19 protein-coding genes are annotated in these 26440 nt (G+C 64.2%); 9 read left to right on the plus strand and 10 right to left on the minus strand.

From position 1 onward, the window contains the following. Window positions 1-8: 8 nt before the first annotated feature. The 4 genes from ACVIIV_RS10705 to ACVIIV_RS10720 all read right to left on the minus strand — a co-directional run bounded on the left by ACVIIV_RS10705 (window position 9) and on the right by ACVIIV_RS10720 (window position 3079). Window positions 9-332, minus strand: coding sequence for a hypothetical protein (locus tag ACVIIV_RS10705; protein WP_456744158.1), 324 nt, complete (start codon window positions 330-332; stop codon window positions 9-11). Next, a complete protein-coding gene (locus tag ACVIIV_RS10710) occupies window positions 329-649 on the minus strand; it encodes a hypothetical protein (RefSeq protein ID WP_456744159.1) in 321 nt (106 codons plus the stop codon). Before ACVIIV_RS10710 ends, ACVIIV_RS10705 begins: the two co-directional genes overlap by 4 nt. Window positions 650-807: 158 nt before the next feature. Then, entirely contained in the window at window positions 808-2787 is a 1980-nt protein-coding gene (locus ACVIIV_RS10715; RefSeq protein ID WP_456744160.1) for a sodium:solute symporter family protein, read from the minus strand. Between the two features lie 13 nt (window positions 2788-2800). Further along, window positions 2801-3079 carry a DUF4212 domain-containing protein gene (locus ACVIIV_RS10720; RefSeq protein ID WP_456744161.1) on the minus strand — a complete coding sequence of 93 codons (279 nt, stop codon included), beginning with the start codon at window positions 3077-3079 and terminating at the stop codon, window positions 2801-2803. A gap of 287 nt (window positions 3080-3366) precedes the next feature. Here ACVIIV_RS10720 and ACVIIV_RS10725 point away from each other — a divergent pair, with 287 nt between their 5' ends. The 3 genes from ACVIIV_RS10725 to ACVIIV_RS10735 all read left to right on the plus strand — a co-directional run bounded on the left by ACVIIV_RS10725 (window position 3367) and on the right by ACVIIV_RS10735 (window position 7043). Continuing rightward, window positions 3367-3975 carry a hypothetical protein gene (locus ACVIIV_RS10725; RefSeq protein ID WP_456744162.1) on the plus strand — a complete coding sequence of 203 codons (609 nt, stop codon included), beginning with the start codon at window positions 3367-3369 and terminating at the stop codon, window positions 3973-3975. Between the two features lie 71 nt (window positions 3976-4046). Beyond that, window positions 4047-6182: a DUF294 nucleotidyltransferase-like domain-containing protein gene (locus ACVIIV_RS10730; protein ID WP_456744163.1), complete on the plus strand. Its 2136-nt coding sequence runs from the start codon at window positions 4047-4049 to the stop codon at window positions 6180-6182. A gap of 180 nt (window positions 6183-6362) precedes the next feature. Further along, on the plus strand, window positions 6363-7043 hold the full coding sequence (locus ACVIIV_RS10735) for a response regulator (RefSeq protein ID WP_456744164.1): 681 nt from the start codon (window positions 6363-6365) through the stop codon (window positions 7041-7043). 170 nt (window positions 7044-7213) lie between these two features. On the opposite strand, the gene ACVIIV_RS10740 is transcribed toward ACVIIV_RS10735, so the two are convergent. Next, complete coding sequence (locus tag ACVIIV_RS10740) at window positions 7214-10042, minus strand: ATP-binding protein (protein ID WP_456744165.1); 2829 nt, start codon at window positions 10040-10042, stop codon at window positions 7214-7216. 195 nt (window positions 10043-10237) lie between these two features. On the opposite strand from ACVIIV_RS10740, the gene ACVIIV_RS10745 reads away from it, so the two are divergent. The 3 genes from ACVIIV_RS10745 (at window position 10238) to ACVIIV_RS10755 (ending at window position 12356) form a co-directional block, all read left to right on the plus strand. Continuing rightward, on the plus strand, window positions 10238-10657 hold the full coding sequence (locus ACVIIV_RS10745) for an organic hydroperoxide resistance protein (protein WP_456744166.1): 420 nt from the start codon (window positions 10238-10240) through the stop codon (window positions 10655-10657). 35 nt (window positions 10658-10692) lie between these two features. Further along, window positions 10693-11721, plus strand: a complete 1029-nt coding sequence (locus ACVIIV_RS10750) for an alpha/beta fold hydrolase (protein WP_456744167.1) — start codon at window positions 10693-10695, stop codon at window positions 11719-11721. A 71-nt stretch (window positions 11722-11792) separates the two neighbouring features. Next, a complete protein-coding gene (locus tag ACVIIV_RS10755; protein WP_456744168.1) occupies window positions 11793-12356 on the plus strand; it encodes a cytochrome P460 family protein in 564 nt (187 codons plus the stop codon). A 113-nt stretch (window positions 12357-12469) separates the two neighbouring features. Here ACVIIV_RS10755 and ACVIIV_RS10760 read toward each other — a convergent pair whose 3' ends face one another. After that, on the minus strand, window positions 12470-13981 hold the full coding sequence (locus ACVIIV_RS10760; RefSeq protein WP_456744169.1) for a helix-turn-helix domain-containing protein: 1512 nt from the start codon (window positions 13979-13981) through the stop codon (window positions 12470-12472). A 247-nt stretch (window positions 13982-14228) separates the two neighbouring features. Here ACVIIV_RS10760 and ACVIIV_RS10765 point away from each other — a divergent pair, with 247 nt between their 5' ends. Next, window positions 14229-15581, plus strand: coding sequence for a phosphatase PAP2 family protein (locus ACVIIV_RS10765; protein WP_456744170.1), 1353 nt, complete (start codon window positions 14229-14231; stop codon window positions 15579-15581). A gap of 332 nt (window positions 15582-15913) precedes the next feature. Next, on the plus strand, window positions 15914-16144 hold the full coding sequence (locus ACVIIV_RS10770) for a DUF1330 domain-containing protein (RefSeq protein ID WP_456748701.1): 231 nt from the start codon (window positions 15914-15916) through the stop codon (window positions 16142-16144). Window positions 16145-17078: 934 nt separating this feature from the next. Here the strand turns inward: ACVIIV_RS10770 and ACVIIV_RS10775 are convergent. Together ACVIIV_RS10775 and hemA are read right to left on the minus strand one after the other, a co-directional pair. Continuing rightward, a complete protein-coding gene (locus tag ACVIIV_RS10775; protein WP_456744171.1) occupies window positions 17079-20585 on the minus strand; it encodes a PAS domain-containing hybrid sensor histidine kinase/response regulator in 3507 nt (1168 codons plus the stop codon). A gap of 346 nt (window positions 20586-20931) precedes the next feature. Then, the gene (gene hemA, locus ACVIIV_RS10780; protein WP_456744172.1) at window positions 20932-22161 is read right to left on the minus strand and encodes a 5-aminolevulinate synthase; all 1230 of its coding nucleotides are present in this window, start codon (window positions 22159-22161) and stop codon (window positions 20932-20934) included. Window positions 22162-22467: 306 nt separating this feature from the next. On the opposite strand from hemA, the gene aroQ reads away from it, so the two are divergent. Continuing rightward, a complete protein-coding gene (gene aroQ / locus ACVIIV_RS10785; protein WP_011084019.1) occupies window positions 22468-22899 on the plus strand; it encodes a type II 3-dehydroquinate dehydratase in 432 nt (143 codons plus the stop codon). Between the two features lie 169 nt (window positions 22900-23068). Here the strand turns inward: aroQ and ACVIIV_RS10790 are convergent, their stop codons facing one another. Both ACVIIV_RS10790 and ACVIIV_RS10795 read right to left on the minus strand, forming a co-directional pair. Then, complete coding sequence (locus ACVIIV_RS10790; RefSeq protein WP_456744173.1) at window positions 23069-24130, minus strand: MBL fold metallo-hydrolase; 1062 nt, start codon at window positions 24128-24130, stop codon at window positions 23069-23071. Window positions 24131-24267: 137 nt separating this feature from the next. After that, window positions 24268-26424, minus strand: a complete 2157-nt coding sequence (locus tag ACVIIV_RS10795) for a methyl-accepting chemotaxis protein (RefSeq protein ID WP_456744174.1) — start codon at window positions 26422-26424, stop codon at window positions 24268-24270. Window positions 26425-26440: the final 16 nt, after the last annotated feature.

The raw sequence follows: 26440 nt of genomic DNA on the forward strand, positions 1-26440 counted from the left end.
TTCAGCGGCTACAGTCCGATCTTGAGAAAGTTCCCGACAGCCGGAAGCGAGAGGATTGCGGTGCCAGCAAGCCATATCCAGAGCGAGACACTGCTCGACTCCGCAGCGCCGGTGACCCGCTCGTAGATCGCCGCCGGAATTCCGCCAAGAATGATAGTGGCGGTCGAGACCATCAGCGATGCGAACATCAGCGTCAGCGATAGACTTCCAAAAAGCAGCGGGCCGGCGAGCATCTGCGCGTACAGGAGCGTGAAGATCAGCGATAGCTGGTTGAAGATGCCGTTGATCATTCCGAAAAACGCAATTCCGATGAAATAGAAACTGCGGCTCATGAGGCTGCTCCGCCAAATCGGGGGGCGAGATTGAGCAGCAGCAATGTGTAGTGAAACGCGACCCGCAGCCAGAACAGCCAGACGAATCCGAACAGCCACAGCACCACCGGTGGGGTTGCTTTCGGTGTCACAATCGCGACGACCGCTACGACGGGATCGGTGATTCGGCAAAAGAATCGCCAGATGTAGTTCGGCGAGTCCGCATCGACCATCAGACCAAGCAGGACGCGGCCGAGCAATGTGTACATCAATGCCGCGAGCAAGAAATTGGGCAGATGAAAGTACCAATACGAAGCAAGTGACGTTGCGGTATCCAAAGGACGTTTCCCCTCGCAGCCGGGCAGCTCAATCGTCGCAACCTGCCTCTTGCACAACAATGGCAAGGGGCGCGTGTCTCGACAAGACAGACGTTGCGCGGCAAACGAAGATGGGGCCCGAGGGGCCCCATCTGCCGATCTTGAAGTGCCGCGATACCTCAGGTGGTCTTTTCCTCAAGCACCGTTCTGCCTCGCGGCCTCCTGATGTCATCAACATAGGCCTGCATTTCCCTCGACGGCTCCCGGCCGAGCTTGCTGACGACATAGATGACGAGGAAGCCGAGCGGCGCTCCCAGGAGTCCGCAGGCGATGTTGGTAAGGTCGAACCAGCCGACCTTGTTGGCCAGCGGGTGCGCGAGCGTCGGGAAGCTCTCCATCGCGTTGGGCAGCGCCATGGCCTTGGCAATATCGACCACCGGCGCTCCCGTCAGCGGGTTGGTCAGCGACGTCATGCCGAAATATTTGACGCCGGCACCCGGGAAATACCGGGTCGTCACCAGGTAGAACAGGCACAGGCCGAAGCCGGCGATGATGCCGCAGATCGCACCCGTCGCCGTCGTGCGTTTCCACCAGACACCCATCACGAGGGCCGGGAAGTTGCCCGCCATTGCAAGCGAGAATGCCCAGCCGACCATGGCCAGGATGTCTGCCGGCTTGGTAGCGGCCGTCGCAGCCGCGACCACAGCGACGCCCACCAGAAGGACGCGCGCCACGGTGAGACGGCGAATGGTGGGCGCGTTGGGGTCGATCATCTTGTAGTAGATGTCGTGCGACAACGCGTTCGCGATGGCGAGCAGCAGCCCGTCAGCGGTGGACAACGCTGCGGCGAGACCGCCGGCCGCCACGAGACCCGAGATCACATACGGCAGACCCGCGATCTCCGGCGTGGAAAGCACGATCACGTCCGTGTTGATCACGAAGTCCTGCAGCCGCACGACGCCCGGATGTCCGGCGATCGCCTTGCAGGCCGCAACGACCGCATCGATGCTGGCCGCGTTCTTGCCGCAGATCTGGATCAGCCCGAGTTCACCCCAGTTGAACAACCATGGGCGAATGGCCGTCAGGTCCCTGCCGATGATATTGGTATAGACTTCCAGCTTCGAGAACGCCGCATAGGCCGGGGCCGAGAAGTACAGCAGGAAGATGAACAACAGCGACCATGCCACGGACTGGCGCGCCTCACGCACCGATGGGGTGGTGAAGTAGCGCATCAGGATATGCGGCAGCGAAGCCGTGCCGACCATCATGCACATGATGATCGCGAAGAAGTTGAGGGGGCTGTAGTTGATGAAGGGCTGGATATGGGGCTTGAGAGCCGCGGCTGTCGCCAGACCCGAAGCCAGCATCTCCTGCTCTCGCGCCGTAATGTCCGCGATCGCCTGCCCGTAAGTAAGTTCAGGGATCGGAATTCCGTAGTTCTTGGTGGACAGGATCACGATCGGGGTCAGATAGGCGATGATCAGCACGATGTACTGCGCGATCTGCGTCCATGTCACCGCGCGCATTCCGCCGAGCATTGCGCAAAGCAAGATGCCGACAAGACCGGCGAACACCGCGAGCTCGAACTGCATGCCGAGGAATCGCGATGCGATAAGGCCGGTGCCGTAAATTTGCGCCGTCACATAGGTGAAGGAGCAGGCAACCAGCACGATCACGCCGAGGAAGCGGGCGAAATTGCCGCCGTAGCGGAACGACAGGAAGTCGGGCACCGTATAGGCCCCGAACTTGCGCAGATAGGGTCCGATCAGGATCGACACCAGCACAAACCCGCCGGTCCATCCAAGCACCCAGGCGAGGCCGTCATAGCCAAGCAAGAACAGCGTGCCCGCCATGCCGACGAACGATGCCGCTGACATCCAGTCGGCGCCCGTCGCCATACCGTTGTAGAAAGCGGGGACGCGCCGGCCGGCGACGTAATACTCCGAGACCTGTGCGGTTCGCGTCATGACCCCGATGATGGCGTAGACCGCGAGCGTAAAGAACACGAACAGGTAGCCGAGGATCTTGTTGGGAACGCCGACCTGCTCGAGAATCGCAAGCAACAAGATGAAGCCGATGAACCCACCCGTGTAGGTGCCGTACATCTTGCCCAGATTCTTGATGAAGTCCGAGGTGTTGGTAGCGGCTTGTGTGGACATGATCTCTTCCCCCTCAATCGTCCTCAGCGAAATCGAATTCGCGGTCGATCTTGTCCTGCTGCTTCGCAAACATGAATAGCATCACCACGAACACGATGAGCGATCCCTGCGCCGCCATATAGAAGCCGAGCGGGAAACCGAGGATCGGGATGATGATCCTGTTGAGCGGCACCACGAACATGTGGATGATGAAGCCGAAGAAGAACCAGATGCCCAGATGCGTGAACATAAGGCGCGAGGTCTTCGCCCAGTGCGCTACCTCTCTTTCTTTCAGGTTTGTCTGGTCGGTCATTGGTTGCAAATCCTCCCTTAAAACCCGGTCCGCAAATGCGCCGGGATTAAAGATCGAGGGACTGCAATCCCATCAATGCGGCGTCCCCCGCGCCGCTGCTTCAACTGGTCTTACGCCAATTTGGAAGTACCGCGAGGCTAACACCGTAGGTGGCAACCGCTTATTATACTTTTGTCGGGAAAATTTGTTGCGCCTGCTAACAGCTACGCCGCACTGAAACATGGAGCTTTGCAGATGCGGGCTGAGGGGCGAAAGTGGCCCGGCCGGTCTGGCAGGAAAAGGCTGCAATGAAGCTGTTCGGAAAGCTGTTTCGTCCCCGTCCGCCGATTCGCACGCGGCAAGAGCTCGCGGATTTCATCGACGCACAATCTGCGTTCATCGCGCAGAAGGGAATCTACGAATACTCGCGCGCCCGCGCCGGCCATTACGCCAAGGTCCTGTTTGCCGAGGAAGAGTTTGCAAAGGCGGTCGAATATGCGCGCTGGCAGGCCTATCCGCTTGGGCTTGCGATGGTCGGCGAGATGGTCGATGGGGTGTTGCGCCCACACGCCGGTATGCAGCGCCGGGCGGTTCTCGACCAGATGATCCTCGTCGTCCTTTCGGTTTTTGACCGCTATACAGTGCCGCCGTCGATTGGCGAGGTCGCCTGGCTGCAGGCGCGGAGCGAGCTGGAGCATCGGCTCGACCTCGCCGGCGGGCATGCGCCCAAGCGCGTGATGGACATTCCCGAGCAGCTGGCGGAAGCCTATTTTGCCATGATGCCGATCCACGACAAGTTGCGCGGACGGGATTTCGAGACGACGCGCAACTACCTGCGTGTCAGTCTTTGCAACATCCACGACGAATTGGTTGATCGCATCGATGCGGCTGCGGTGACCAACACGCTGCTGGAGTAGGACCGCCCGGCCTCTGCCAGTGCCCGGTTGTCGGCCGGCATCGCACGGTCCGGCTTTCCGAGGGGAGGACAATGGAAAGGACGAGTGGTGCTGCCCCGCTTTTGTCGCTCGACGCCGTTGTCATCGATGCCGAAACGACCGGGCTCGATCCACGCAAGGCACGGGTGATCGAGCTTGCCGGTGTGCGTCTGTCGGCCGGCAAGCTGGTCGATGGCGGTTCGTTTGTTCAATTGCTGCGGCCGCCAGATCAACCGATCCCCCCGGAGACGACGCGCATTCACGGCATCGACGATGCCACGGTCGCTGAATCGCCGCTGTTCGCGGATATCTGGCCGCGTTTCGAAGCGTTCCTCGGCCGAGCTGTCGTCATCGGGCACATGATCGGTTTCGATCTCGCGGTACTGAAGCGCGAATGCGATCTGGCGGGGTTGCCGTGGTCCCGGCCTCGAACGCTCGATACCAGGCTGCTCGCAGAGATTGTTGCGCCGGAATTGGGCGGATATGAGCTGGAGAACCTGGCGACCTGGCTTGGCATCGACGTGGTCGGTCGGCACTCCGCCCTCGGCGATGCGATCACGACGGCACGGGTATTCCTGGCGCTGCTGCCGAGGCTGCGGGAGCATGGTATCCGTACTCTTGCCCAAGCCGAGCGGTCCTGTCGTGCGCTCACCGCGGTGCTCGATGATCAGGTGCGGATGGGCTGGATCGAGGCGGTCGAAGCGGCGGCCCGCATCGATGCAGAACAAACGCTGAAGCGGTTTGACGCCTATGCCTACCGTCACCGCAACCGCGACATCATGCGGTGTCCGGCCATTTTCGTCGGTGCGGATGTCTCGGTAAGCGGTGCCCTGGCGCGAATGACGAGCGAGAGAATATCGGCTGTGTACGTCAGCGCGCCGGATGCGGCCGCAGATGACGTCAAGGCCTTCGAGGCGGGAATCGTCACCGAGCGCGACGTGCTGCGGGCGATCGCCAGGCGCGGTGCCCCAGCGCTGGAGCTGCCGGTGCACCGGATCATGAGCAAGCCGCTAGCGTCGGTTCCTGAGGACGCGCTTGTCTATCGCGCGATTGGCCGGATGAATCGACTCAAGACCCGCCATCTAGGCGTTGTCGATGAGGCTGGCCGCGTGGTCGGTGCGTTGTCCGCGCGGGACCTGCTGCGTCTGCGGGCAGGGGAGGCCATATCGCTCGGGGACGAGATCGAGGATGCCTCGGACACGCACGCACTGGCGGTTGCCTGGGCGAAGCTGCCGCGGGTCGCGGAGGTGCTCTTGGCGGAAGGATTGTCCGGCCGTCAGGTCGCGGACGTGATTTCCAGCGAACTCTGCGCCCTCACCCGTCAGGCCGCCGTGATTGCCGAGCGGCTCATGCGGGAGCGCGGCGAGGGCGACCCCCCATCGCCATACACGCTGGTCGTGCTCGGGTCTGCCGGACGCGGAGAAAGCCTGCTGGCGTTGGATCAGGACAATGCCGTGATTTTCGAGCAAGGCGAACCGGGAGGCGACGAGGATCGCTGGTTTGCGGCGTTCGGAGCGCACGTCGCAGATATTCTGCATGAGGTCGGTGTGCCGTATTGCAGGGGTGGCGTCATGGCGAAAAACCCGCCCTGGCGCGGCTCGGTTGCGACCTGGCGGGACCGCATCGAGCACTGGGTCTGGCGCTCCAATCCAAAGGATCTGCTGTCGGTGGACATCTTCTTCGACCTGCGGGCCGTTCACGGAGACGGCAGCCTTGCCGTCTCCGTCAGGCAGGCGGCCTTCGCGGCAGCCGAGGGGCAGGTCGCATTCGCCAAGCTTCTGGTCGAGGGAATCAGCATCCCAAGGAGCCTGAAATTCTTCGGTGGCATCCGCACCGAAGGCGGCCGTATCGACCTGAAGGCAGCCGGGCTGCTTGGCCTGGTCGCCGCAGCGCGTGGGATCGCAATCCGCTACCATGTTATGGGCCGGTCGACACCGCAGCGACTCGCCGGCGTGAAGGCCGTGGTTGGCCGCGGCGAGACCGATCTCGATGCGCTCGACGAGGCCCATGGCGTCTTTCTGGAGCTGATCGTGGCGCAACAGATCGCGGATGTCGCAGAGGGAACGCCGCCCTCCAATGCGGTCTTGGTGAAGCGATTGTCGGCCCCCGACCGCGAGAGATTGAGGGCAGCGCTTGAAGCGGTCACCATGATTGATGACTTGACCCGAGACCTTCTGTTCAGGGATTGAGGAGATCCGTCAGTTTTTGCACTGCAACATCAGCCGGTTCACGCCTGCATTAACCGCCTCGCGACCAGGGACGGAAGGTTGCCTTGCAAGACCGGTCCAGTCAGTGAACAATTGCAAATTGCTGTTTGATCAGCAACGAGTTGGTATGCTTTCCCGATCTCTCGTCGGCGTGCGGAACAGATGACTGCCACAGCCCCTGCAAACACCCACCTCGTCATCGCTGATGACCATCCGCTGTTCCGCGATGCGCTGCGGCAGGCGGTGGCCGGCGTTCTGACCACGGCCAAGATCGACGAGGCAGGGTCGTTCGAGGAGCTGACCAAGCTCTTGGAACAGAACTCCGAGGTCGATCTGATTCTGCTCGACCTCTCGATGCCCGGGATCTCCGGCTTTTCCGGCCTGATCTATCTGCGCGCGCAATATCCGGCGATTCCGGTCGTGATCGTCTCGGCTTCCGACGACAGCGCCACGATCCGCCGCTCGCTCGATTTCGGTGCGTCCGGCTTCATCCCCAAGCGGTTCGGGGTCGAGACCTTGCGTGATGCCATCCTCAAGGTGATGGAAGGCGACATCTGGGTTCCCGCCGACACCGACCCGTCCGCCGCAGCCGATCCCGACATGACCCGCCTGCGCGACCGCCTGGTGACGCTGACGCCGCAGCAAGTCCGGGTCCTGATGATGCTGTCGGAAGGCCTTCTCAACAAGCAGATCGCCTACGAGCTCGGCGTCTCCGAAGCCACCATCAAGGCGCATGTCTCGGCGATCCTGCAGAAGCTCGGCGTCGAGAGCCGTACCCAAGCGGTCATTGCCGCCGCCAAGATCGCCGGCGGCCAGTGGAAGCAGGGCACGACGACGGGGTGAGAGGCGCGACGCTATCAAATCCGTCATCCTGAGGCGCCGGAGCGTAGCGGAGGGCTCGAAGGATGAACGGCCCGGCTGCCATTTTGGCCGTTCATCCTTCGAGGCTCGCCTGCAGCGCTTCGCGCCGCCTGCTCGCGCCTCAGGATGACGGAGCTTGATAGGGTATGCGTCTATGACTTCTGCAGAAGGCTGTTGGCCGCTCTGATATCCGCCGTTTCGGAGCCCTCCGCAAAGCCCTCGAGCGCCGATTGGAGCCATCGCTTCGCCTCGTCGCGCTGCCCGCGTTCGGCAAGGAGCCCGGCGAGATCGATCGCGGCGCGCAGCTCCCAGGCTTTGGCGCCTTGGCGGCGACTCAAATTCAGAGATTGCATCAAGTGGACCTCTGCTTGCTCGGCTCTTGGCTCTGGCAGGTGCAATAGGACCTTGGCTTTCATCCGTAGCAACTCGGGCATGTAGAGCTGATCGCCGCTCTGATCGACGAGGCGGATCGCATCATCGATCAGGCGCGCGCTCTGCTCGATCTGTCCAAGCGCCAACAGGCCTTGAACCAGCGCGATGTTGAAGGTCGTGGTGAGCAGTTCGTAGCCGGCCTCGTCGAGCTCGCATAGGCAAGCCCTGACCGTCTCGACGCCATGCGCGGCGTCTCCCCGCCGGATCGCCAGTTCGCCCTTCACGCCGCGGCCCACCACGAGATAGGGACCCATCGATCGAGCCTCGGCATGCGCGATGAACTGGTCGATGCTCTCTTCCGCGCCGTCGAGATCGCCGCCCCAGAGCGAGATCGAGACCGCCCAGATCAGCGCGATGCAGAGCGTGATCGGGTGCTCCATCTGCGCGGCCTCGGCCACCGTCCGTTGTGCCAGTTGCAGGGCGTCCGCGGACCGGCCCTGCAACCAGAGCTCACGCGCCAGCGTGATGCCGGCCCGGTTGCGATGATCGAAGCCATGGATGGTGCTGATTCGTTCCGTGCCCGGCCCTTGCCATGCGACCTCCAGCATCTTCAGCGCGTCGCGATGCTTGCCGGCCAGATGAAGCGACACCCCGAGGAGCGAATGGGCGAGGGCGATCGAGCCGGAATCGCCGAGCGATCTCGCGACCGCAAGGCTCTGCTGCGCGTAGCCGAGCGCGGCGTCGAACTGACCCATCCGCTCGTGGAAGATATGCATGCGGCCGAGGAGCTGGAGCTGGTTCGGCGCGTCGCCGCGCGCCTCGGCGATCGCAAGGCTCCTGCTCAAGGCCACGCGCGCCGCCTCGCTGCCGCCGCGCGTGAACATCAGGGTCAGTCCGAGGGCGGCCTGGATGTGCATTTCCGCGGCGCTGCCGCGCGAGGAGGGGGCGATCGCAAGCAGCGCCCGATCCGACCAGCGCCGGCATTCGATCAACAGGGACATCGCGAGGAAGATCGGCGCTGCTGCGGCGGCGAGCGCAATGCCGGTGTTGGCGTCGCCGCCCGCGCCAAAACACCAGTCCAGCGCGGCGCGCACGTTGTGAAGCGCGGAGAAGTGGATCGCCCGCTCGTCGGCGTTCGGCGTTGCCGCCCATGTGCTGCCGGCCTGCTCCAGCCATCGCTGGTAGTAGGTTGCGTGGCGGGCGGCGAGCGCGGCATCGTTCGGCTCCTCGAGCAGATAGGCGCGCGTGGTATCGAGCAGACGATAGCGCATCATCGCGCCGATCGGCCGCGGCGCGACCATCGATTTCGCGACGAGACTGTCGATCGCATCGAACAAGTGGGAGCGGTCGGCGCGTTCATCCGGCACGACCTCGAGAGCCGCGTCGATGGTGAAGTGACCTACGAAGACCGCCAGCCTCCGCAGCACGAGGCGCTCGATGTCGGACAGCAGCCCGTAGCTCCAGTCCAGCGTCGCCTGCAACGTCTTCTGCCGCGGCGGCGCGGTGCGCTGGCCCTGCCAGAGCAGATTGAGGCGCTCGTCGAGCAGGGCGGCCATCTGCTCCAGGCCGTAAGCTTCGACCCGGCCGGCGGCGAGCTCGATCGCCAGGGCCATGCCGTCAAGCTTGCGGCAGATCCTCGCGATGATCGCGGCATTGGCGTCGTCGAGCGCGATCTGCGCACCGCTGGCCGTGGCACGTTCGAGGAAGAGCTGAAGTGCGGGATAGGTCTGTGCTGCGGCGATTGTCAGACCGGAGCCGTCAGGCGGAACCGCGAGCGGCGCCAATCGATAGACCTGCTCGCCCTCGACGCGCATGGCTTCGCGGCTGGTGGCAAGGATATGGACATCCGGCGCAGCGTGGAAGATCTCCGAGGCCAGCGGTGCCGCCGCGGCGATGACATGCTCGCAATTGTCGAGGATCAGCAGCATCCGCTTGTCGCGCAGATGCGCGAGCAGCGCGGGCTGGGGATCGTCGGTCTCGGCTGGCAGGCCGAGCATCAGCAGGATGGAGGTGATCACGAGATCGGGATCGCTGAGCGCGGCAAGATCGACGAAATGTGCGGCGTCGGAGAACGTCGCGAGCAGGTCGTGGGCGATCGCCACCGCGACGGCGGTCTTGCCGACACCGCCTGGACCGACGATCGTGACGAAGCGCGAGGTAAGAAGCTTGTCGGAGATGGCGGCGACCGCATCGTCGCGTCCGACCATCCGTTGCAGTCGGTTCGGCAGCTTGACCGGCGGCAATTCCATCCGCGGCGACGAGCGCCGCGCTGCCGGAAGCTCCGCTTGCGAGATTGGCGCCACGAAGCAATAGCCGCGCCCGGAGAGCGTGGTGATGTATCGCGCGCCGTCCTTGCCGTCGCCGAGCGCCTTGCGGAGGGCGGCGACGTGAAAGCGCAGATTGGCCTCTTCGACGGTGATGCCGGGCCACACCAGCGCCATCAGGTCCCATTTGCTGACGACCTCGTTCGGCCGCGACATCAGCGCGATCAGCGCGTCGAACGCCTTTGCGCCGAGCGGGACCGCAACGCCGTCGCGCGTCACGAGCCTTTCATGTGGCACTACGGTGAACGGTCCGAACGAGAGTCTTGGCCCGGCCGGCATGGTCATCGCGAAATCTTGCTCATTTGGGAAACCGGATAGCCAGCGGGCAGCGATCCGGCAAGGCCGGCCTTGCATCGGCATCAGACCGCGTTTGCAGGCCTCATAACAGGTTCTGCGCCGGCCTCACAACATCTCACAAGTCCAAACGGGTCTCCCGCGCGCGCCGCTGATAGTCAGTTGCGCGACGGCAAGGAGATCTTCATGACGCAAGCGGCAAGACTGCTCTACACGGCCCGGACCCACACCAGCGGTGGGCGGCACGACGGCATATCGCGCAGTTCCGACGGTCGCCTCGACGTCAAGCTGTCGCCGCCAGGCGGGGATGGCATCGGCACCAATCCCGAGCAGTTGTTTGCGGCCGGCTGGTCGGCCTGCTTCGAAGGCGCGATGGAGATCGCAGCGCGCAAGCGGAAAATCGTGCTTCCCAGAAAAAGCGCGATCGATGCCGAAATCGATCTTCTTCTCGATGAGGGCACCTATGCCTTGCGCGCGCGCCTCAATGTCAGCCTGCCGGGTCTCGATCGTGAGATCGCACGCGCCATCATCGACGAAGCGCATCAAACCTGCCCCTACTCCAAGGCCGTCCACGGCAACATCGACGTCACGGTCGCGCTGATCTGACGCACCATCATCAACCACGACGAGGTAACAACATCATGAAGCAGATCATCGATCAGCACCGCCGCCAGTTTCTCGGCATCGCCACGGGAGCCGTCGCCGTCGGCCTCGGCGTGATCGATCTCGCACGAGCCGAGACGGAACCGCTGCGATCCCAAGCATCGAATGCGTCCTTCGGCGCGATCAAGCAGATCGATGCCGGCGTTCTCAACGTCGGCTATGCGGAGGTGGGTCCCTCGAACGGTCCCGTGGCGATCCTGCTGCACGGCTGGCCCTACGACATTCACGCCTTCATCGACGTCGCGCCGCTCCTGGCCAAGGCAGGCTATCGCGTGATCATCCCATACTTGCGTGGCTACGGCACGACGCACTTCCTCTCCAGCGAAACGCCGCGCAACGGCGAGCCTGTGGCCATGGCCGCGGACATCATTGCACTGATGGACAAGCTCGAGATCAAGAAGGCCGTCGTCGCCGGCTTCGACTGGGGTGCGCGCACTGCCGACATCATCGCCGCTCTGTGGCCGGAGCGCTGCCGCGCGCTGGTATCGGTCAGCGGCTATCTGATCTCCAGTCAGGCTGCCGGCAGCGCGCCGTTGCCGCCGCAGGCGGAGCTGCAATGGTGGTACCAGTTCTACTTCGCGACCGAGCGCGGCCGCGCCGGATACGAGAAGTACACCCACGATTTCGCCAAGCTGATCTGGAAGCTCGCCTCGCCGCAGTGGAAGTTTGACGACGCCACCTTCAACCGGAGCGCGGCGGCGCTCGACAACAAGGATCATGTGGCGATCACGATCCACAATTACCGCTGGCGGCTCGGGCTCGCCCAGGGCGAGGCGAAATACGAGCATCTCGAAAAGAAGCTCGCGGCGGCTCCCGTCATCGACGTGCCGACGATCACGATGGAGGGCGACGCCAACGGCGCGCCTCATCCCGACCCAAGCGCCTATGCCAGGAAGTTCTCAGGCCGCTACGAGTTTCGCCTGATCACCGGCGGCATCGGCCACAATTTGCCGCAGGAGGCGCCACAAGCCTTTGCCAAGGCCGTGATCGACGCCGACGGCGCCTGAGCATCTGTCAACACCTCGGGTCCAGCCTTGCTGGACCGAGGATCGCCCGATGATCCTAGGTTGAGAACACCATGACGCCCATCGAATCCAAAACGAAAAAGCGCTCCTATGCCACGGCTATCACTCTGGCCGTGCTTCTTCTCGTCGTTCTCCTGACTTGCGTGCCATACCTGGTCTCGATCGCTTTTGCCGAGGGGCCGGCGCAAAGCAGCACGGCGGACGCCTCGCCGATCTTCGGTGTCACGATTCCGCAGGGCTACAAGCAGTGGGAGCTGATCGCGCCGGCCGAGGAGGCGGCGCCACTCGACGAGCTTCGCGCTGTGGTCGGCAACCAGACGGCAATCGACGCCTATCAGGCCGGCAAGCTGCCGTTCCCGGACGGCACCATTCTGGTCAAGCGCGCCTGGAAGCGGAAACAGTCACCCGAGTTTGCGTCCGCAACGGTTCCCGGCGCCGCCACTACGGTCCAGGTGATGGTGAAGGATTCCAAGAAATACGCCGCGACCGGCGGCTGGGGCTTTGGCCGTTTCATCAACGGCAAGCCGGTGGACGAGGCTCAGCATCGCACCTGCTTCGCCTGCCATGAGGCGCGCGCCAAGAGCCGCGATTACGTCTTCACCCGGCTGGCGCCTTGAGCGGACCTTGGCCGCGCAATCATTCCGCCGCCACCATCAAGGCGCACGTCTCGGCCGAGAGCCGCACCCAGGCCGTGATCGTTGCCGCTAAGATCGCCGGCGGCCAGTGGCTGTCAGCGCATACCAGCGCTTTCGAGCCCATCGGCCACGCGGTCAAGATAGCTGGGGTGATACGGAAGGCCTGATCTGACTTGCGCAATCGTCAAGTCGGGAAAGGCGCGAGTCAGCTCAGCCAGACTCCGCCGAGCCTGCTCTTTGCGGCCCCCAAGCGCGTACGCCGGAGTCAGTGCATGGTTTATCCAGGTGGCAGCGGGATTTTGCGCCAATCCGCGCTCGAACCAGTACGCTGCTTCGTCGTAGCGGCCGGCGCCGAAATGTCCGACTGCCATGCCGACACAGGAGAGAAAGCCCATGCGGTCAGTGGGTGCGAGTGCCCGCGAGATCTGGAAAGTTTCGATCGCCTCTGCCCACTCCCCATTATACGCCCTTAGCCAGCCGACGCGGGCCCATGCCCATGCCGAGCCGCCGTCAAAGGCGACCGCCCGGTCTGCATGAACCGCGGCTGTCGAAAGATCATGCGCCAAAGTAAAGCCGGCTGCGAGGAAAGCTTCGGTCAGCGCGTCACTGTTGTTGAGGCGGGCCGCATGCTCAGCAAGCGCGCGAGCGACGGCCTTCTCCCGGTCGGGCCGTGCACAGAAGTTGTGGCTGCCACGCAACCCATGGCACCAAGCCGCGAGAGCAACAGGAAGAGCATCTTGCGGCGCAGCCTCCATCGCCTGTTCGAGCAACTCGAGCGCCATCTCCTCGGCCGCGGGCTCAATGGACAGCACCCGTGGCAGCGCCCGCATCGTAAGGTGCCAGGCACTAAGCCGCGCTGCGTCCTCTCGCCATGCCCGGTCGATCTCGGCCTCCCAAATTGGTAGCTGGATTGCGGTCGCCACGCGCGCTGCGATCCGTTCCTCAAATCCGAACAAGTCGTTGGAATCGCCATCCCAGTAGTCGGCCCAACGACATCGGCCGGCCACCGCATCGACCAAGATGGTGGTAACGCGCAGGTGGCCGGCACCGTCGTCTTGCACCTTCCCACGAAGGTGGTAGCGGGAACTCGCGGCCACTCCGACATCCATCGAGCGCAAGTGAATCAGGGCAGCCACGATTTGATCGGCAAAGGCCGCGGCCAAATGGCTGCCCGAGCGGACAGGTTCGAACGGCAACACGGCAATCCGCGGACGGTCGACGGCTATGGGCAGCGGCGGCAGGGGCCGCGCGCTGCGGCCGAGAACGTTCTGCTGCCTCCTCAATGTCGCCGAGGGAGCTTCGCCGAAGCGCCGTCGATATAGCGCTGCAAATCGCCCGAAGTGATTGAACCCGCACCGCCCGGCGATTTCCGTGACCTTCACAGGTCCGGACGGGCAGAGCAGCTCTCGTCGCGCCCTATCGAGCCGAAAATCGCGCACGTACGCCATTGGCGTTCGATCGAAGAAGCAACGGAACTGCCTTTGCAGGGTGCGCTGGCCCACGCCGCAGGCTGACGCCATCTCGCCGACTGTCCAGGCGTGCGCCGGGTTGGCTTCCACGAGAGCGAGAGCCTTTTTCAAGAGGCCCGGTATGAGCTTAGGGGTCATGGATGGCCACTCCCCGAGGAAACGATGAGCAAGCCGGAGGGGACTATACACCGAATCTGGCGCGCCATGGACAGGATTGACGCGAAACGGATTGCCGGGGCCTGGAAGCAGGTGCGGACTATCCCTTTGAGATGGGCAACGGCGCTCGGTGGCAGCGAGCATGCTCGGCGCAAGGATTTCGGTGAACGAGCAAGGACAGTGGCAGGCTGCGGGCAGCGCAGCGAGGTTTCGAGCGGGAGGATCGCCGATGACTTCCATCAGTCGTTCCATGGCAGGCATTGTGGCGGCCGCGTTGGTTGTTGCTGCGGCCACCGATCGAGTTGAAGCAGCGGGTGAACACGCGACGTGGATCCTGTCGACGGTCCATGACCTCAAGAGCAAGCCGCCGCCGGTCGGCGAGGCCGCGGCAGGTGACCTAGCTGCTCTCAAGACGATGATCGCCAACCGAAACGCGTCCGATATCGCACAGGCGCGCTGGTGGGACGCTGGCGGACCGTCCTATCGTTGGAATGAAATCGCGGTGAAGGAGATGCTGGCACACTTCGTGACGGTGCCGCTCGCGACGCGAAATCTCGCACTTGTTCACGCCGCCATTCACGATGCCGTGGTAAGCGCCATCGCGAACAAGCAGAGCCACGTTCGCCAGCGCCCGCTTGCCGTCGAGCCGCAGATCGCCGCTGTACTGCCAGTGCCTGGCAGTGGGTCATATCCGTCAGATTTCGGCGCAGCCGCCGGTGCTGCCTCCGAGGTGCTCGCTTATATGTTTCCCGCCGACGCGGATCGCATCAAGAAACTTGCCATGGAGGCCGCTCGATCACGGGTGACCGCTGGCGTCGAATATCCGAGCGACGCTGAGGCAGGGCTCGATCTTGGGCGCCAGGTGGCGGGGCGCGCGATCGAACGCGCAAAGCAGGACGGATCCGACCGGAAGTGGGCCGGGACCGTACCCTCCGGCGCCGGCAGGTGGCCGGGAACAAACCCCATCAATCCCGCCGCCGCAACATGGAAGCCTTGGGCGCTGAAATCCCCGGATGAGCTTCGGCCGCCGCCGCCGCCGGCTTACGATTCCGCTGCGGTGCTGGCCGAACTCGCGGAGCTGAAATCGTTCGCGCGGACGCCGCGGACAAATTCGATTGCCGTCTACTGGGAGACCTTCGGCGGGGTACGCGCGTTTCAGCTCTGGAACGAGCACGCCAGCCGCAAGGTCCTCGAATACGGTCTCAGTCAGGACCCCGCGGCCGCCACATACGCCCTCGCGGCTATGAACATCGCCATGCATGATGCGTGTATCGCGTGCTGGGATGCAAAGTACGCCTATTGGCAAATTAGGCCCTCGCAGCTCGACCCGGAGCTGAAGACGCTATTCCCGCCGCCGAACCATCCGAGCTATCCGGCGGCACATGGCTGCATTTCGACCGCAGCGGCTGTCGTCCTCGCTCGTTTGTTTCCAGGCGATGCCGACACGCTTTTGGCGATCGGCAAGGAGGCGGCGGACGCACGCATCTATGCGGGCATCCACTACCGGTCCGACATCGACGCGGGGCAAGAACTCGGCCGCGCCGTTGCGGAAAAGGTACTAGCGCGGGCGCCAGCCCGTTGACGTGACGCGAGGTCGTCGGGCCCTGACCTTAGTCGCGGGCCCGACAGCGCCGCGACCCATTTCTGGCGCGCGCACGGTAGGCCAAGGCTCACTTCTTCAGAGCAACGCTCAAGTTGTTCGCGCAGGGACTTCCGCTGCTCAATGCTTGGCGCTTTTTGACGGTCGGCGGTAATGACTTCAAGCAGAGAGGCCGACGCCAGACAGGCAGCCGGATGCCGTCGGGCACCATCTTCGGAGGTCTGAAATTGGGCCCTTAGCCGAACCACGGTAAGCCCGTCGTGATGTCGCGGATGTGAATGATCCTGAAGGCTACAAAAGCTATATCGCGGCAAATGCCAAGGCGCTTGCGAAGTACGGGCCCGCTTCCACGCACGGGGCGGCAAGGTGGAGCCAAAGAGGGCAAACCACGGTCGCGAGTGATCGTCCTAGAGTTTCCGACCTATAGCGCGGCATTGGAGTGCTACAAGTCGCCCGAATATGTCGCCCCAATGAAAGAGCGGGAAGGCAGGTCGGTTTGGGACATGGCGATTACCGAGGGTTATGAAGGCCCGCAGCCATCATAGAGTGGGGACTCAAGCAGCTTGTTGATCAAAGCCTGATGTCCGCCTCTGGCTCAACCCGGGAATTTGACGGTCTCCGCTTTTGTGCCGCTGTTGGAGATAAGCGGACATCAAGTGCGTTCCACACCATCGACTTGGCGGTTAGGTGCTCGGGGCACCCCAAGGGCTTGGGTTGTACGGCAGGCAAAACAGCAATGGCTGGGTCAATCGGCCCCGCAGCAAAACATTCCGCTTTACCGAACTTCGGATTTGTCGTATGTACCGCCCATCCTGATCCGGCGAAAGGGGCGGTCGTACGTCGTCACGAGCCGCGGATCGGGCTGCGGTGGACGCATTGGCGCCGTCGCGGATGCGAGACGCAGGGCGGGGTGATGGATTGAGCCGATCCCCGTGAGCTTCTCGCAAGCCGCGTTGTACGAACGGCGTTGTTTGCGTACGGCAAAACCGTGTGGTCCTGGCCGTCGTTGCTACGGTCAAGTCTTGCGGAGGCGGCACCAGCGTCAACCGGCGCGGTGTCGGCGAATTCCGTGAGGCGAGGGAGGCCAAAAGGAAAGTTCGGCTCCCGGGAGAGCACGGCGTAAGCCGTCCGACCATCGCGCAGGGAAGGCCGTGTGTTCGGCTTCACCTGTATGCTGCTGTGCGGTTCTTCCTGCGTGTGCTCTAGCGCAGCGGACCGCGGGTGCCAGCCAGCACCCGGCCTTCCCTGCGCCCTTTTCTTGAGCAGGGCGTGAAGCGAAGAGCAAACCTCGGGCGAAGCGCGCCGCGAGAAGGCGAAGGCGTGCCTACGATTTCAAGTGCAAGTTGGAGGATGGCGATGCTGCCCCTCGCCCCGTCATTGCGAGGAGCCCTTGCGACGAAGCAATCCAGAATCTCTCCGCGGAAAGATTCTGGATTGCTTCGCTGCGCTCGCAATGACGCGGTAGAGATGTTGGCGCTCTCACTCCGCCGCCACCATCTGCTGCGTGCGCCACTGCCCGAGCAGGGCACGCAGCGAAGCCGGCTTCACCGGCTTGTTGAGCACCGTGATCTTCTCGTCCCGTGCGGCGACCTGCACGGCGGGGCTGCGGTCGGCGGTGATCAGGATCGCGGGGATGGCATCGCCGAAGCGGCGGCGGATCTCGCGGATAGCCGCGATGCCGTTGCCGCGATCGAGGTGATAGTCGACCAAAAGGCCGGTGACGCGCCGTCCGGCTGCTTCGATTGCGGCGATCGCCCCTTCGGGGTCGGCGACCGCGATCACCTCGGCGTCCCAGGCCTTGAGCAGCGTGCGCATGCCGTCGAGGATTGCCGCATCATTCTCGATGCAGACGATCAGCGCGCCCGAGATCGGCGTGCGCGCCAGCGGCGTTGCGCTGGTTACCGCCGCGGTGTGGGTGATCGCCTTCGCCGTCGGCACCGTCACGGAGAATACCGAGCCGCCGCTGGCATTGGCGTCGATGGCAATGCCATGGTTGAGCACGCGCGCCAACCGCTCGACGATCGAGAGCCCCAGCCCCAGACCGCGCGCGATCCGCGCGCCCTGCTCGAGGCGATGGAATTCCTTGAAAATCTCGCCGCGCTTGACTGTGGGGATGCCGACGCCGGTGTCATAGACGCAGATCTTGAGCGAGGCGCCGCGGCGCCGACAGCCGACCAGCACGCGGCCCCGCGGGGTGTACTTGATCGCGTTCGAGATCAGGTTCTGGAGCAGCCGCCGCAGCAACAGTCGATCCGACTTGACCGGGAGCGAGCAGGGCACGAAGGCGAGCTCCAGGCCCTTGGCGCGCGCGATCGGCGCGAACTCGATCTCCAGCGAACGCATCAGATCGGCCATCTTGAAGCTCGAGATCGAGGTCGTCATGGCGCCGGCATCGAGCCTGGAGATGTCGAGCAGTGCGCCGAGGATTTCCTCGATGGCCTGCAGCGATTCGTCGATGTTCTCGACCAGCCGCGTCTCTTCGCCATTGTGCTGGCGTTCGACCAGGCTCGTGACATAAAGCCGCGCCGCGTTCAGCGGCTGCAGGATGTCGTGGCTGGCAGCGGCGAGGAAACGCGTCTTGGAGATGCTGGCATCTTCCGCCGCGCTTTTGGCCAGTGCCAGCTCGGAGTTCAGCCGTGTCAGCTCCTCGGTGCGGTCGCGCACGCGCTTTTCCAGCGTCGCATTGGCGCGCTCCAGCGCTTCCGCGGCCTCGAAGGTGGGCGTGACATCCGTGAAGGTGATGACGAAGCCGCCGCCGGGCATGCGGTTGGTGAGCACTTCAATCACCATGTGGCGTTCCGGCAGGCGTTCGAGATAAGGCTTGCTGTCGGTGGTGTAGGCGGCAAGGCGCCGCTCCAGCAGGGCCTCGCGCTCGGGCGGATCGTTCGGATCGTCCAGGCCGATGAATTCCAGGATTTCGCGCAAGGGCGTGCCGAACTGGATGAAATGCGGTGGAACGTTGAGGAGATCGCCGAACTGCCGGTTGGAGCAGATCAGTTGCAGATCGGCATCGAACACGGCGATGCCCTGGCGCACATGGTTGAGCGCAGTCTGGAGGATCTCGCGGTTGAAATGCAGCGCCGCGTGCGAGTCGTCGAGCAGCTTCAGTGCGGCTTTGGCGGAGACCGTCCGTTTGCGCAGCAGCAGCGACATCACGAGGCGCGACGAGGCCGCGCCGATCGAGGAGGCAATCAGGTGCTCGGCGTGTTGCAACAGCTCGAAATCGGCAGGAGCCCCGGGCTCCAGCCGCACGTTTCGCTGCGCCGAGAATGCCTCGAAGGAATGCCGCGCGCGGTCGGGTCCGAGATATTGCGCGACGGTGGTCTGGATGTCCTGCACGGTGACGGTGGTGCGCCAGCGGCGGAAGCTCGGGGAGATCGGTGCGAGCGTGTTGGGCACGAACAGATCGGCCTGCAACAGCTCGATGGAAGACGGCCGGCGCGCCAGCGACAGGAGCACATAGGTCAGGACGTTGAGCGACAGCGACCAGATGACGCCGTGCATCAGGGGCGGCAGGTCGGCGCCGAACAGCGCCTGAGGCCGCAGCGCCTCGATGCCGAACGGGCCGTGCTGGAGCAGCAGGATGCCTGATGTCGAGTCCATGAAGCTCGGGATGAACAGCGTGTAGAGCCACACCGCAAAGCCGACCAGCATGCCGCCGATGGCGCCGCGTGCGGTCGCGCGCCGCCAGAGCAGCCCGCCGAAGAAGCTCGGTGCCAGCTGGGCGATGGCCGCAAAGGAGAGCAGACCGATGGCCGCGAGCTGGGTATTGCCGAGCGCGCGATAGTAGAAATAGGCCATCACCATGATGGCGAAGATCGCAAGGCGCCGCGAGCGCAGCAGGAAGTTGCTGAAATCGGCACCGCCGGCGCGCCCCTCCGGCCGACGTTTCAGCACCAGGGGCACCACGAGGTCGTTCGAGACCATGATGGAGAGCGCGACGCATTCGACGATCACCATCGCAGTCGCCGCCGACAGTCCGCCGACGAAGACGGCGACGCTGAGCAGGTCTGCGCCGCCCTCCATCGGAAGGGCCAGCACGTACATGTCAGGATCGGCGGCGCCGAATGGGAAGGTCACGAGGCCGGCGAGCGCGATCGGGATCACGAACAGGTTGATGGCGACGAGATAGAGCGGGAACAGCCAGCGCGCGCGGCCGACCTCGGCATCCGAGGAATTCTCCACCACGCTGACGTGAAACTGGCGCGGCAGCAGCATGATCGCGCACAACGACAGCAACGTCATGGTCAGGAAGTTGCCGATCGACGGGGAATAGTTGATGGCGCGCACCGCCTCCGGCGTCCTCATCGCGCGCTCGATCAGTTCATGCGGCGAGAACATCCAGAAGGTGACGAAGATGCCGGCGGCGAGAAAGGCGACCAGCTTGACGATGGATTCGGTCGCGACCGCCAGCATCAGGCCGTGCTGGTGCTCGGTGGCGTCGGTCTGCCGCGTGCCGAACAGCACCGCGAAGGCCGCCATCGCCAGCGTCACCACCAGCGCCACGTCGCCGAGGATCGGGATATGGGAGAAGGCCTGATCTTCGCTCAGGATCGTTCCGAGCGAGGAGGCCACCGCCTTGAGCTGGAGCGCGATGTAGGGCACCGAGCCGATGATCGCGATCAGCGCGACGGTCGCCGCCACCGCCTGGCTCTTGCCATAGCGAGCACCGATAAAATCGGCGATCGACGTGATGTTGTGGGCTTTGGCGAGTTGGATCACGCGCCGGAGCACGCCGGCGCCGAGCCCGATCATCAGGATCGGGCCGACATAGATCGCAAGGAAGTCGGTCGAAGTGCGGGTGGCGAAGCCGACCGAGCCGAAGAAGGTCCACGAGGTGCAGTAGATCGCCAGCGACAGCGGGTAGATCAGCCCGGAAGCGCGGCCGCGCCCGGCCGGCGAGCGCCGGTCGCCATGGCTCGCCACCAGGAACAGGAAGCCGATATAACCGAAAGCGGCGGCGATCACGCCCCAGTCGTGCAGCATGGTGAGCGCACTTCTCCCTGGGCGCTGGCGGCGCCCGAGCTCATTTTCGCCGTAAATCTAGCGCGTTGGGCGGACGCAGGCGACAGCGAAATGCCGGGTGGCGTCGGGAACTGCGGGCGTCGTTAAGGTGCGAGCGTGCATCCTCGGGCGCCTACCCTCTCCTGGAGGGGGAGGGTCGATCGCGCGCAGCGCGAGCGGGGTGGGGTGATCTCTCGACACGGGCAGCGTTTGAGGTGGAGAGACTGTCACCCCACCCCGTCTCACATTTGGCTGCGCTCAATGTGAGCCGACCCACGGGCGAGCTACGCTCGTCCCGGACCCCTCCAGGGGAGGGTGGAAGAACAACCTACTCCGCGGCCAGCGACTTTTGCTTGAGCGGCAGACCGAGGCGGTCCCACACTTGGAGCAGCGCTTCGGCGAGCTGATCGATCAGGCCGTCGTCGTGGTAGGGCGAGGGCGTGATGCGCAGCCGCTCGGTGCCCTTGGCGACGGTCGGATAGTTGATCGGCTGGATGTAGATTCCGTGCTCTTCGAGCAGGAGGTCGGAGGCCTGCTTGCACTTCTCGGGATCGCCGACGAACAGCGGTACGATGTGGGTGTCGCTCGACATCACCGGCAGGCCGGCGGCATTGAGGATCGCCTTGACGCGGGCAGCGCGGTCCTGGTGGCGCTCGCGCTCCCAGCCCGACGTCTTCAGGTGCTTGATCGCGGCGGTCGCGGCCGAGCAGACCGCCGGCGGCAGCGCGGTGGTGAAGATGAAGCCCGGCGCATAGGAGCGCACGGCGTCGATGATCTGGCCATTGGCGGCGATGTAGCCGCCGAGACAGCCGAACGCCTTCGCCAGGGTACCTTCGAGCACGTCGATGCGATGCATCACGCCGTCACGCTCGGCGATGCCGCCGCCGCGCGGGCCGTACATGCCGACGGCGTGGACTTCGTCGACATAGGTCATCGCGCCATAGGTCTCGGCGAGATCGCAGATCTTGGCGAGCGGCGCGACATCGCCGTCCATGGAATAGAGGCTCTCGCAGACGATCAGCTTCGGCCGATTCGGGCCGGCCGCTTTCAGCAGCTCTTCGAGATGCGCAACGTCGTTGTGGCGGAACACGACCCGCTCGCAGCCGGACTGGCGGATACCCTCGATCATCGAATTGTGGTTGAGCTCGTCCGACAGGATCAGGCAGTTCGGAATGAGTTTTGCGATGGTCGGGATGCCGGTCTGGTTCGAGACATAGCCCGAGGTGAACAGCAGCGCGGCTTCCTTGCCGTGGAGATCGGCGAGCTCGGCTTCGAGCTGGACCAGCGGATGATGCGTGCCGGCGATGTTGCGGGTGCCGCCGGCGCCGGTGCCGACGCGCGTGGCGGTCTCGACCATGGCGCCGACGACCTTCGGGTGCTGGCCCATGCCGAGATAGTCGTTGGAGCACCAGATCACGACGTCGCGCTTGCCCTTGGGCGAGTGCCAGACCGCGTGCGGGAACCGGCCGGCCGTGCGTTCGAGGTCGGCGAACACGCGATAGCGCCGCTCGGTGTGGAGACGATCCAGGGCGGTATCGAAGAACTGGTTGTAATCCATCGGCAAAACCTGCAGCGGAACCCGGCCCAAGGCGGCCATTCATTTTTTAGAGCTTTTCCAGCTCCAATGTCCATGCACCTGCGCACATTCGAGGCAAGGCGAGCGTGCCAATTGATAACCGCCGGTCCGGCGGCGATTGTTGATTTGGATCAACCGCCTAACACGGCCTGCCGGCCGGACCGGAGTTGCCCGGGGCAGGCATGGGGTGCCGTGGACATTTTGTCCATGGCGCGGCTCCGTCCATGATTGCGGCGCCGGTCGCGCCGACGCGGACCCAAATGAAAGCGGATGTGAAAGGAAGCCCCGATGAAACGCGTGATGATCCTCAACGGTCCCAACCTCAACATGCTCGGCATCCGCGAGCCGCATATCTACGGCACCACGACGCTCGCGGAGGTCAATGCGAGCTGCGAGGAAGCCGCCGCCAAGCTCGGCCTCAAGCTTGCCTTCCACCAGTCCAACCATGAGGGCGTGCTGGTCGATCTGATCCAGTCGGCGCGGCAGGACGCCGATGCCATCGTCATCAACCCGGCCGGTCTCTCCTTCACCTCGGTCTCGATCATGGACGCGATCAAGACATTCGAGGGCCCGGTGCTGGAGGTGCACATCTCCAACATCCACGCCCGCGACGAATATCATCGCCACTCCAAGATCTCATTTGTGGCGACAGGCGTGATCTGCGGCCTGGGACCGTTCGGATACATCGCGGCGCTGCACGCGATTGCGAATATGAAGTGAGTGGTAGCCGCGCCGGAGGTCCGCTCCCTCGCCCCGTTCTTACGGGGAGAGGGTTGGGGTGAGGGGCTGTTTCGGCAATGATGGTGAGAGTTGGACTCGTGGAGAGTCCCCCTCACCTGGTCGCTTCGCGACCGACCTCTCCCCGCAAGCGGGGCGAGGTAATCACCGCTCACGTCGTCCGAAACTGCAGCACGCCGTCTTGCATCTCGGCCGTCAGCCGGCCCTCGACGATCATGTAGTTGACGTGGGCGACGAGCTCGCCGGCGGCAAAGCCCATCTGGTGCTCGTCCAGCACGTGCTTGTTGAACACGACAGGCACCAAGGCGCGCGAGGTCTGCGGCACCTCGCGGCAGGCTTCCGCGATCAGTCGGCAGCGCTCCTCGTGGTGGTCGGCGAGCTGCTTGATGCGGGTCTTCAATCCGTAGAACGGCACGCCGTGGCCGGGCAGCACCAGCACGTCATAGGGAAGCGTCGTCGTGAGGCTGGCAAGCGAGGCCAGATATTCGCCGAGCGAGTTCTGATCGGGCTCGACCGCCCAGACGCTGACATTCGGCGAGATCTTGCTCAGCACCTGGTCGGCAGAGAGGAACAGCTTGTCGTCGGCGCAATACAGCATCACCTGGTCGAGCGCGTGGCCGCCGCCGGTGATCACCTTGAAGCGGCGCGTGCCGATCACGACGTCGTCGCCATGCGAGATGCGGCGGTAGGACGGCGGCAGCACCGAGACGCGCTTCAAATAATCCTGGCCGCGGCCGAGCAGCTTTTCAGTCAGCGACTCGTCCATGCCATGGCGGCGGAAGAACAGCCGCTGCGCCTCGCGCCGTTCCTCGGTGCCGCGGTTCTGGTGATAGACCGATTGCAGATATTCGACCTGCGACATCACCAAGGGGCAGCCGAAACGCTCGACGATCCATCCAGCGAGACCGACATGGTCGGGGTGGGAGTGGGTGACGATCAGGCGCGTGATGTTGACGCCCTTCAGCGGTCCGTCGAACAGCGTCGTCCAGGCCTCGATCGTCTCCTCGTTGCCGAAGCCGGCATCGATCATCGCATAGCCGTCGCCATCGGCGAGCAGGTAGATGTTCACATGGTTGAGGCGAAACGGCAGCTTCAGCCGCGCCCACAGCACGCCGGGCCGCACCTCCACGACCTGTTCGGAGCCGGGGTGCTGTTCCCAGGGGTAGCGCAGGGCCTCGGCCGAGGACTGCGCGGTGTCGGTTTTTGAGCTCATGCTACCCGCTTAAACCCAGCGCGAGCGGGGCGCCAGCCGAAAAAGGATGCTGACACGCCTCGCATGGCGGTCATACCGGCGCGGTTTTCCGTAGCCCGGATGGAGCGCAGCGCAATCCGGGCTACAGGAGAGGGCTCTTACGCCGCCCGCATGTCGTTGAGGAACGCGTCGATCTCCCCGCGCAGCATATCGGCCTCGCGCCGGAGCGCGTCCGAGGCGCTCAGCACCTCGCTGGCCGCAGCACCGGCTTCGGCGGACGCGGTGGAGACGCCGACGATGTTGCTGGAGACTTCGCTGGTGCCGCCGGCGGCATGCTGGATGTTGCGGGCGATTTCGCGCGTGGCTGCGCCCTGCTCCTCGACCGCGGCTGCGATCGTCGTGGTGACGTCGTCGATCTCGCCGATGATCCGGCCGATGCCCTGGATGGCGCCGACCGCGGAGCTCGTGATCTCCTGCATGCTGGCAATCTGGGTGCGGATCTCCTCCGTCGCCTTGGCGGTCTGGCTCGCCAGGCTCTTCACCTCGGAGGCGACCACCGCGAAGCCGCGGCCGGCCTCGCCTGCGCGCGCCGCCTCGATGGTGGCGTTGAGCGCGAGCAGATTGGTCTGCGAGGCGATGGTCTGGATCAGGTCGACGACGACGCTGATGCGGCTCGCGCTGTCGGCGAGGCTCTGTACGGTGGCATCCGTCGATCCCGCTTCATCGACGGCCTTCTTGGCGATCTCGGCGGAGGTCACGACCTGGCGGCTGATCTCCTGGATCGAGGAGGACAGCTGTTCGGTGCCGGCCGACACGGTCTGCACGTTGACCGACGTTTCCTCCGCGGCGGAGGCGACCGCGTTCACCAGCGCGTTGGACTGGTCGGCGGTGTTCGACATGCTCTGCGCGGTCGATTGCATCGAATTGGCCGATTGCGCCAGATTGTCGAGTGCGGAGCGCACCGTGCTTTCGAATTCGGCGATCTTCGCTTCCATGCGCGCGGCACGCTCGGCCTTCGCGATACGGTCCTTGTCCTGCTCGTTCGTCAGCGCACGGGTCTCGATCATGCTTTCCCGGAACACTTGCAGCGTGTTCGCCATGACAGAGATCTCGTCGTTGTGGTTCTTCGAGCGGTAGATCTCGGTTTCGAGGTCGCCGTTCGCCAGCAGCTGCATCGATTGATGCAAGGCGCCGATCCGGCGCAGGATGTTGCGGCCGACATAGAGCCAGACGAACAGCGCCGAGCCGACCAGCATCAATGCGCCCAGCGCCAGCATGACCGACGTCGCGAGCGAAATCTCCTGCCGCGCCTGGAAGGTCGAGGCGTTGGTCTCCTTCTGCACGCCGTCGACGAGCTGCTGCACGCTGATGCCGAGGCCGACATTGAGCTTGCGGGTCTCGTCCAGGATGGTCTGGCCGTAGTCGATGGAGTCGAGCTCCTTCTCGCGCAGATTGAACACGCCGGTCTTGCCGGTGCCGAGTGCGAGCAGCTTCTCCGCCGTCTCGCGCAGCATCTTGCTGCCCTGGTTGTCCGGCAACAGTTCGAGGTTCGACCGCAGGCGTCCCTGTGCCGTCTTGAATTCCTTCTGAATGTCGTCGAGCTTGTCGCTCGTGCTCGCCGAAAGCGCCGCGCTCATGTCGGCGGCGGCGAGATTGCCGCTGGCGACAACGTTGCCGAGCTGACCGACGGTCTGCGCGGCGTCGGTTGCATCCGCCGCGGACAGGTCGGCTGAACCGAGAATGGCGTTGACGCGGGTCTGCGCGTCCAGCATCGCCGGGCTCGCTGCGCCGACGAACGCGCCTTGCGCGTTGCGAAGCGCATCATATTGCTTCTCATGGAGGGCCGCGATGTCGAGCCGTTCGCGGGCGGCCTTCGCCAGGCTCTGAGCCGCCTCGTTGATGCTCTTCATCGTGTCGCTGAGTCCGGAGACGACGCTCTTGTCGCCGCCGAGCTCGATGATCTCGTTGAGCTTCTGCTGCGTCTGCTCCTGCAATTCCCTGAGCTTCTTGGTGCGTTCATTCAGGGCGTCCTCGCTTTGCGCCGCAAGCAGGGCTGGTCCCTGCGCTGCAAGGCTCGCACTCAGTGCCGACAATTGCAGGCTGGCGGAAAGGCGCGGAATGTCACGGCCGCTGAGTTCAGTCATGCCTCCGCCGAGATTCTGCAGCGCCAGGCCGGCGCCGGCTGCGATCACGAGGCCCATGCCCGCGATCACCGCGAAGGCCGCGAACAGGCTGCCGCGCACGCCCCATTTCGGCATTTTGAAACGAGGACGGAAACGGCCAAGGAAGCGGCCAAGGCCCAGACGGATCGCCATCGAAATTCCCCCAATG

Source organism: Bradyrhizobium sp. USDA 4354 (genome assembly GCF_054060315.1).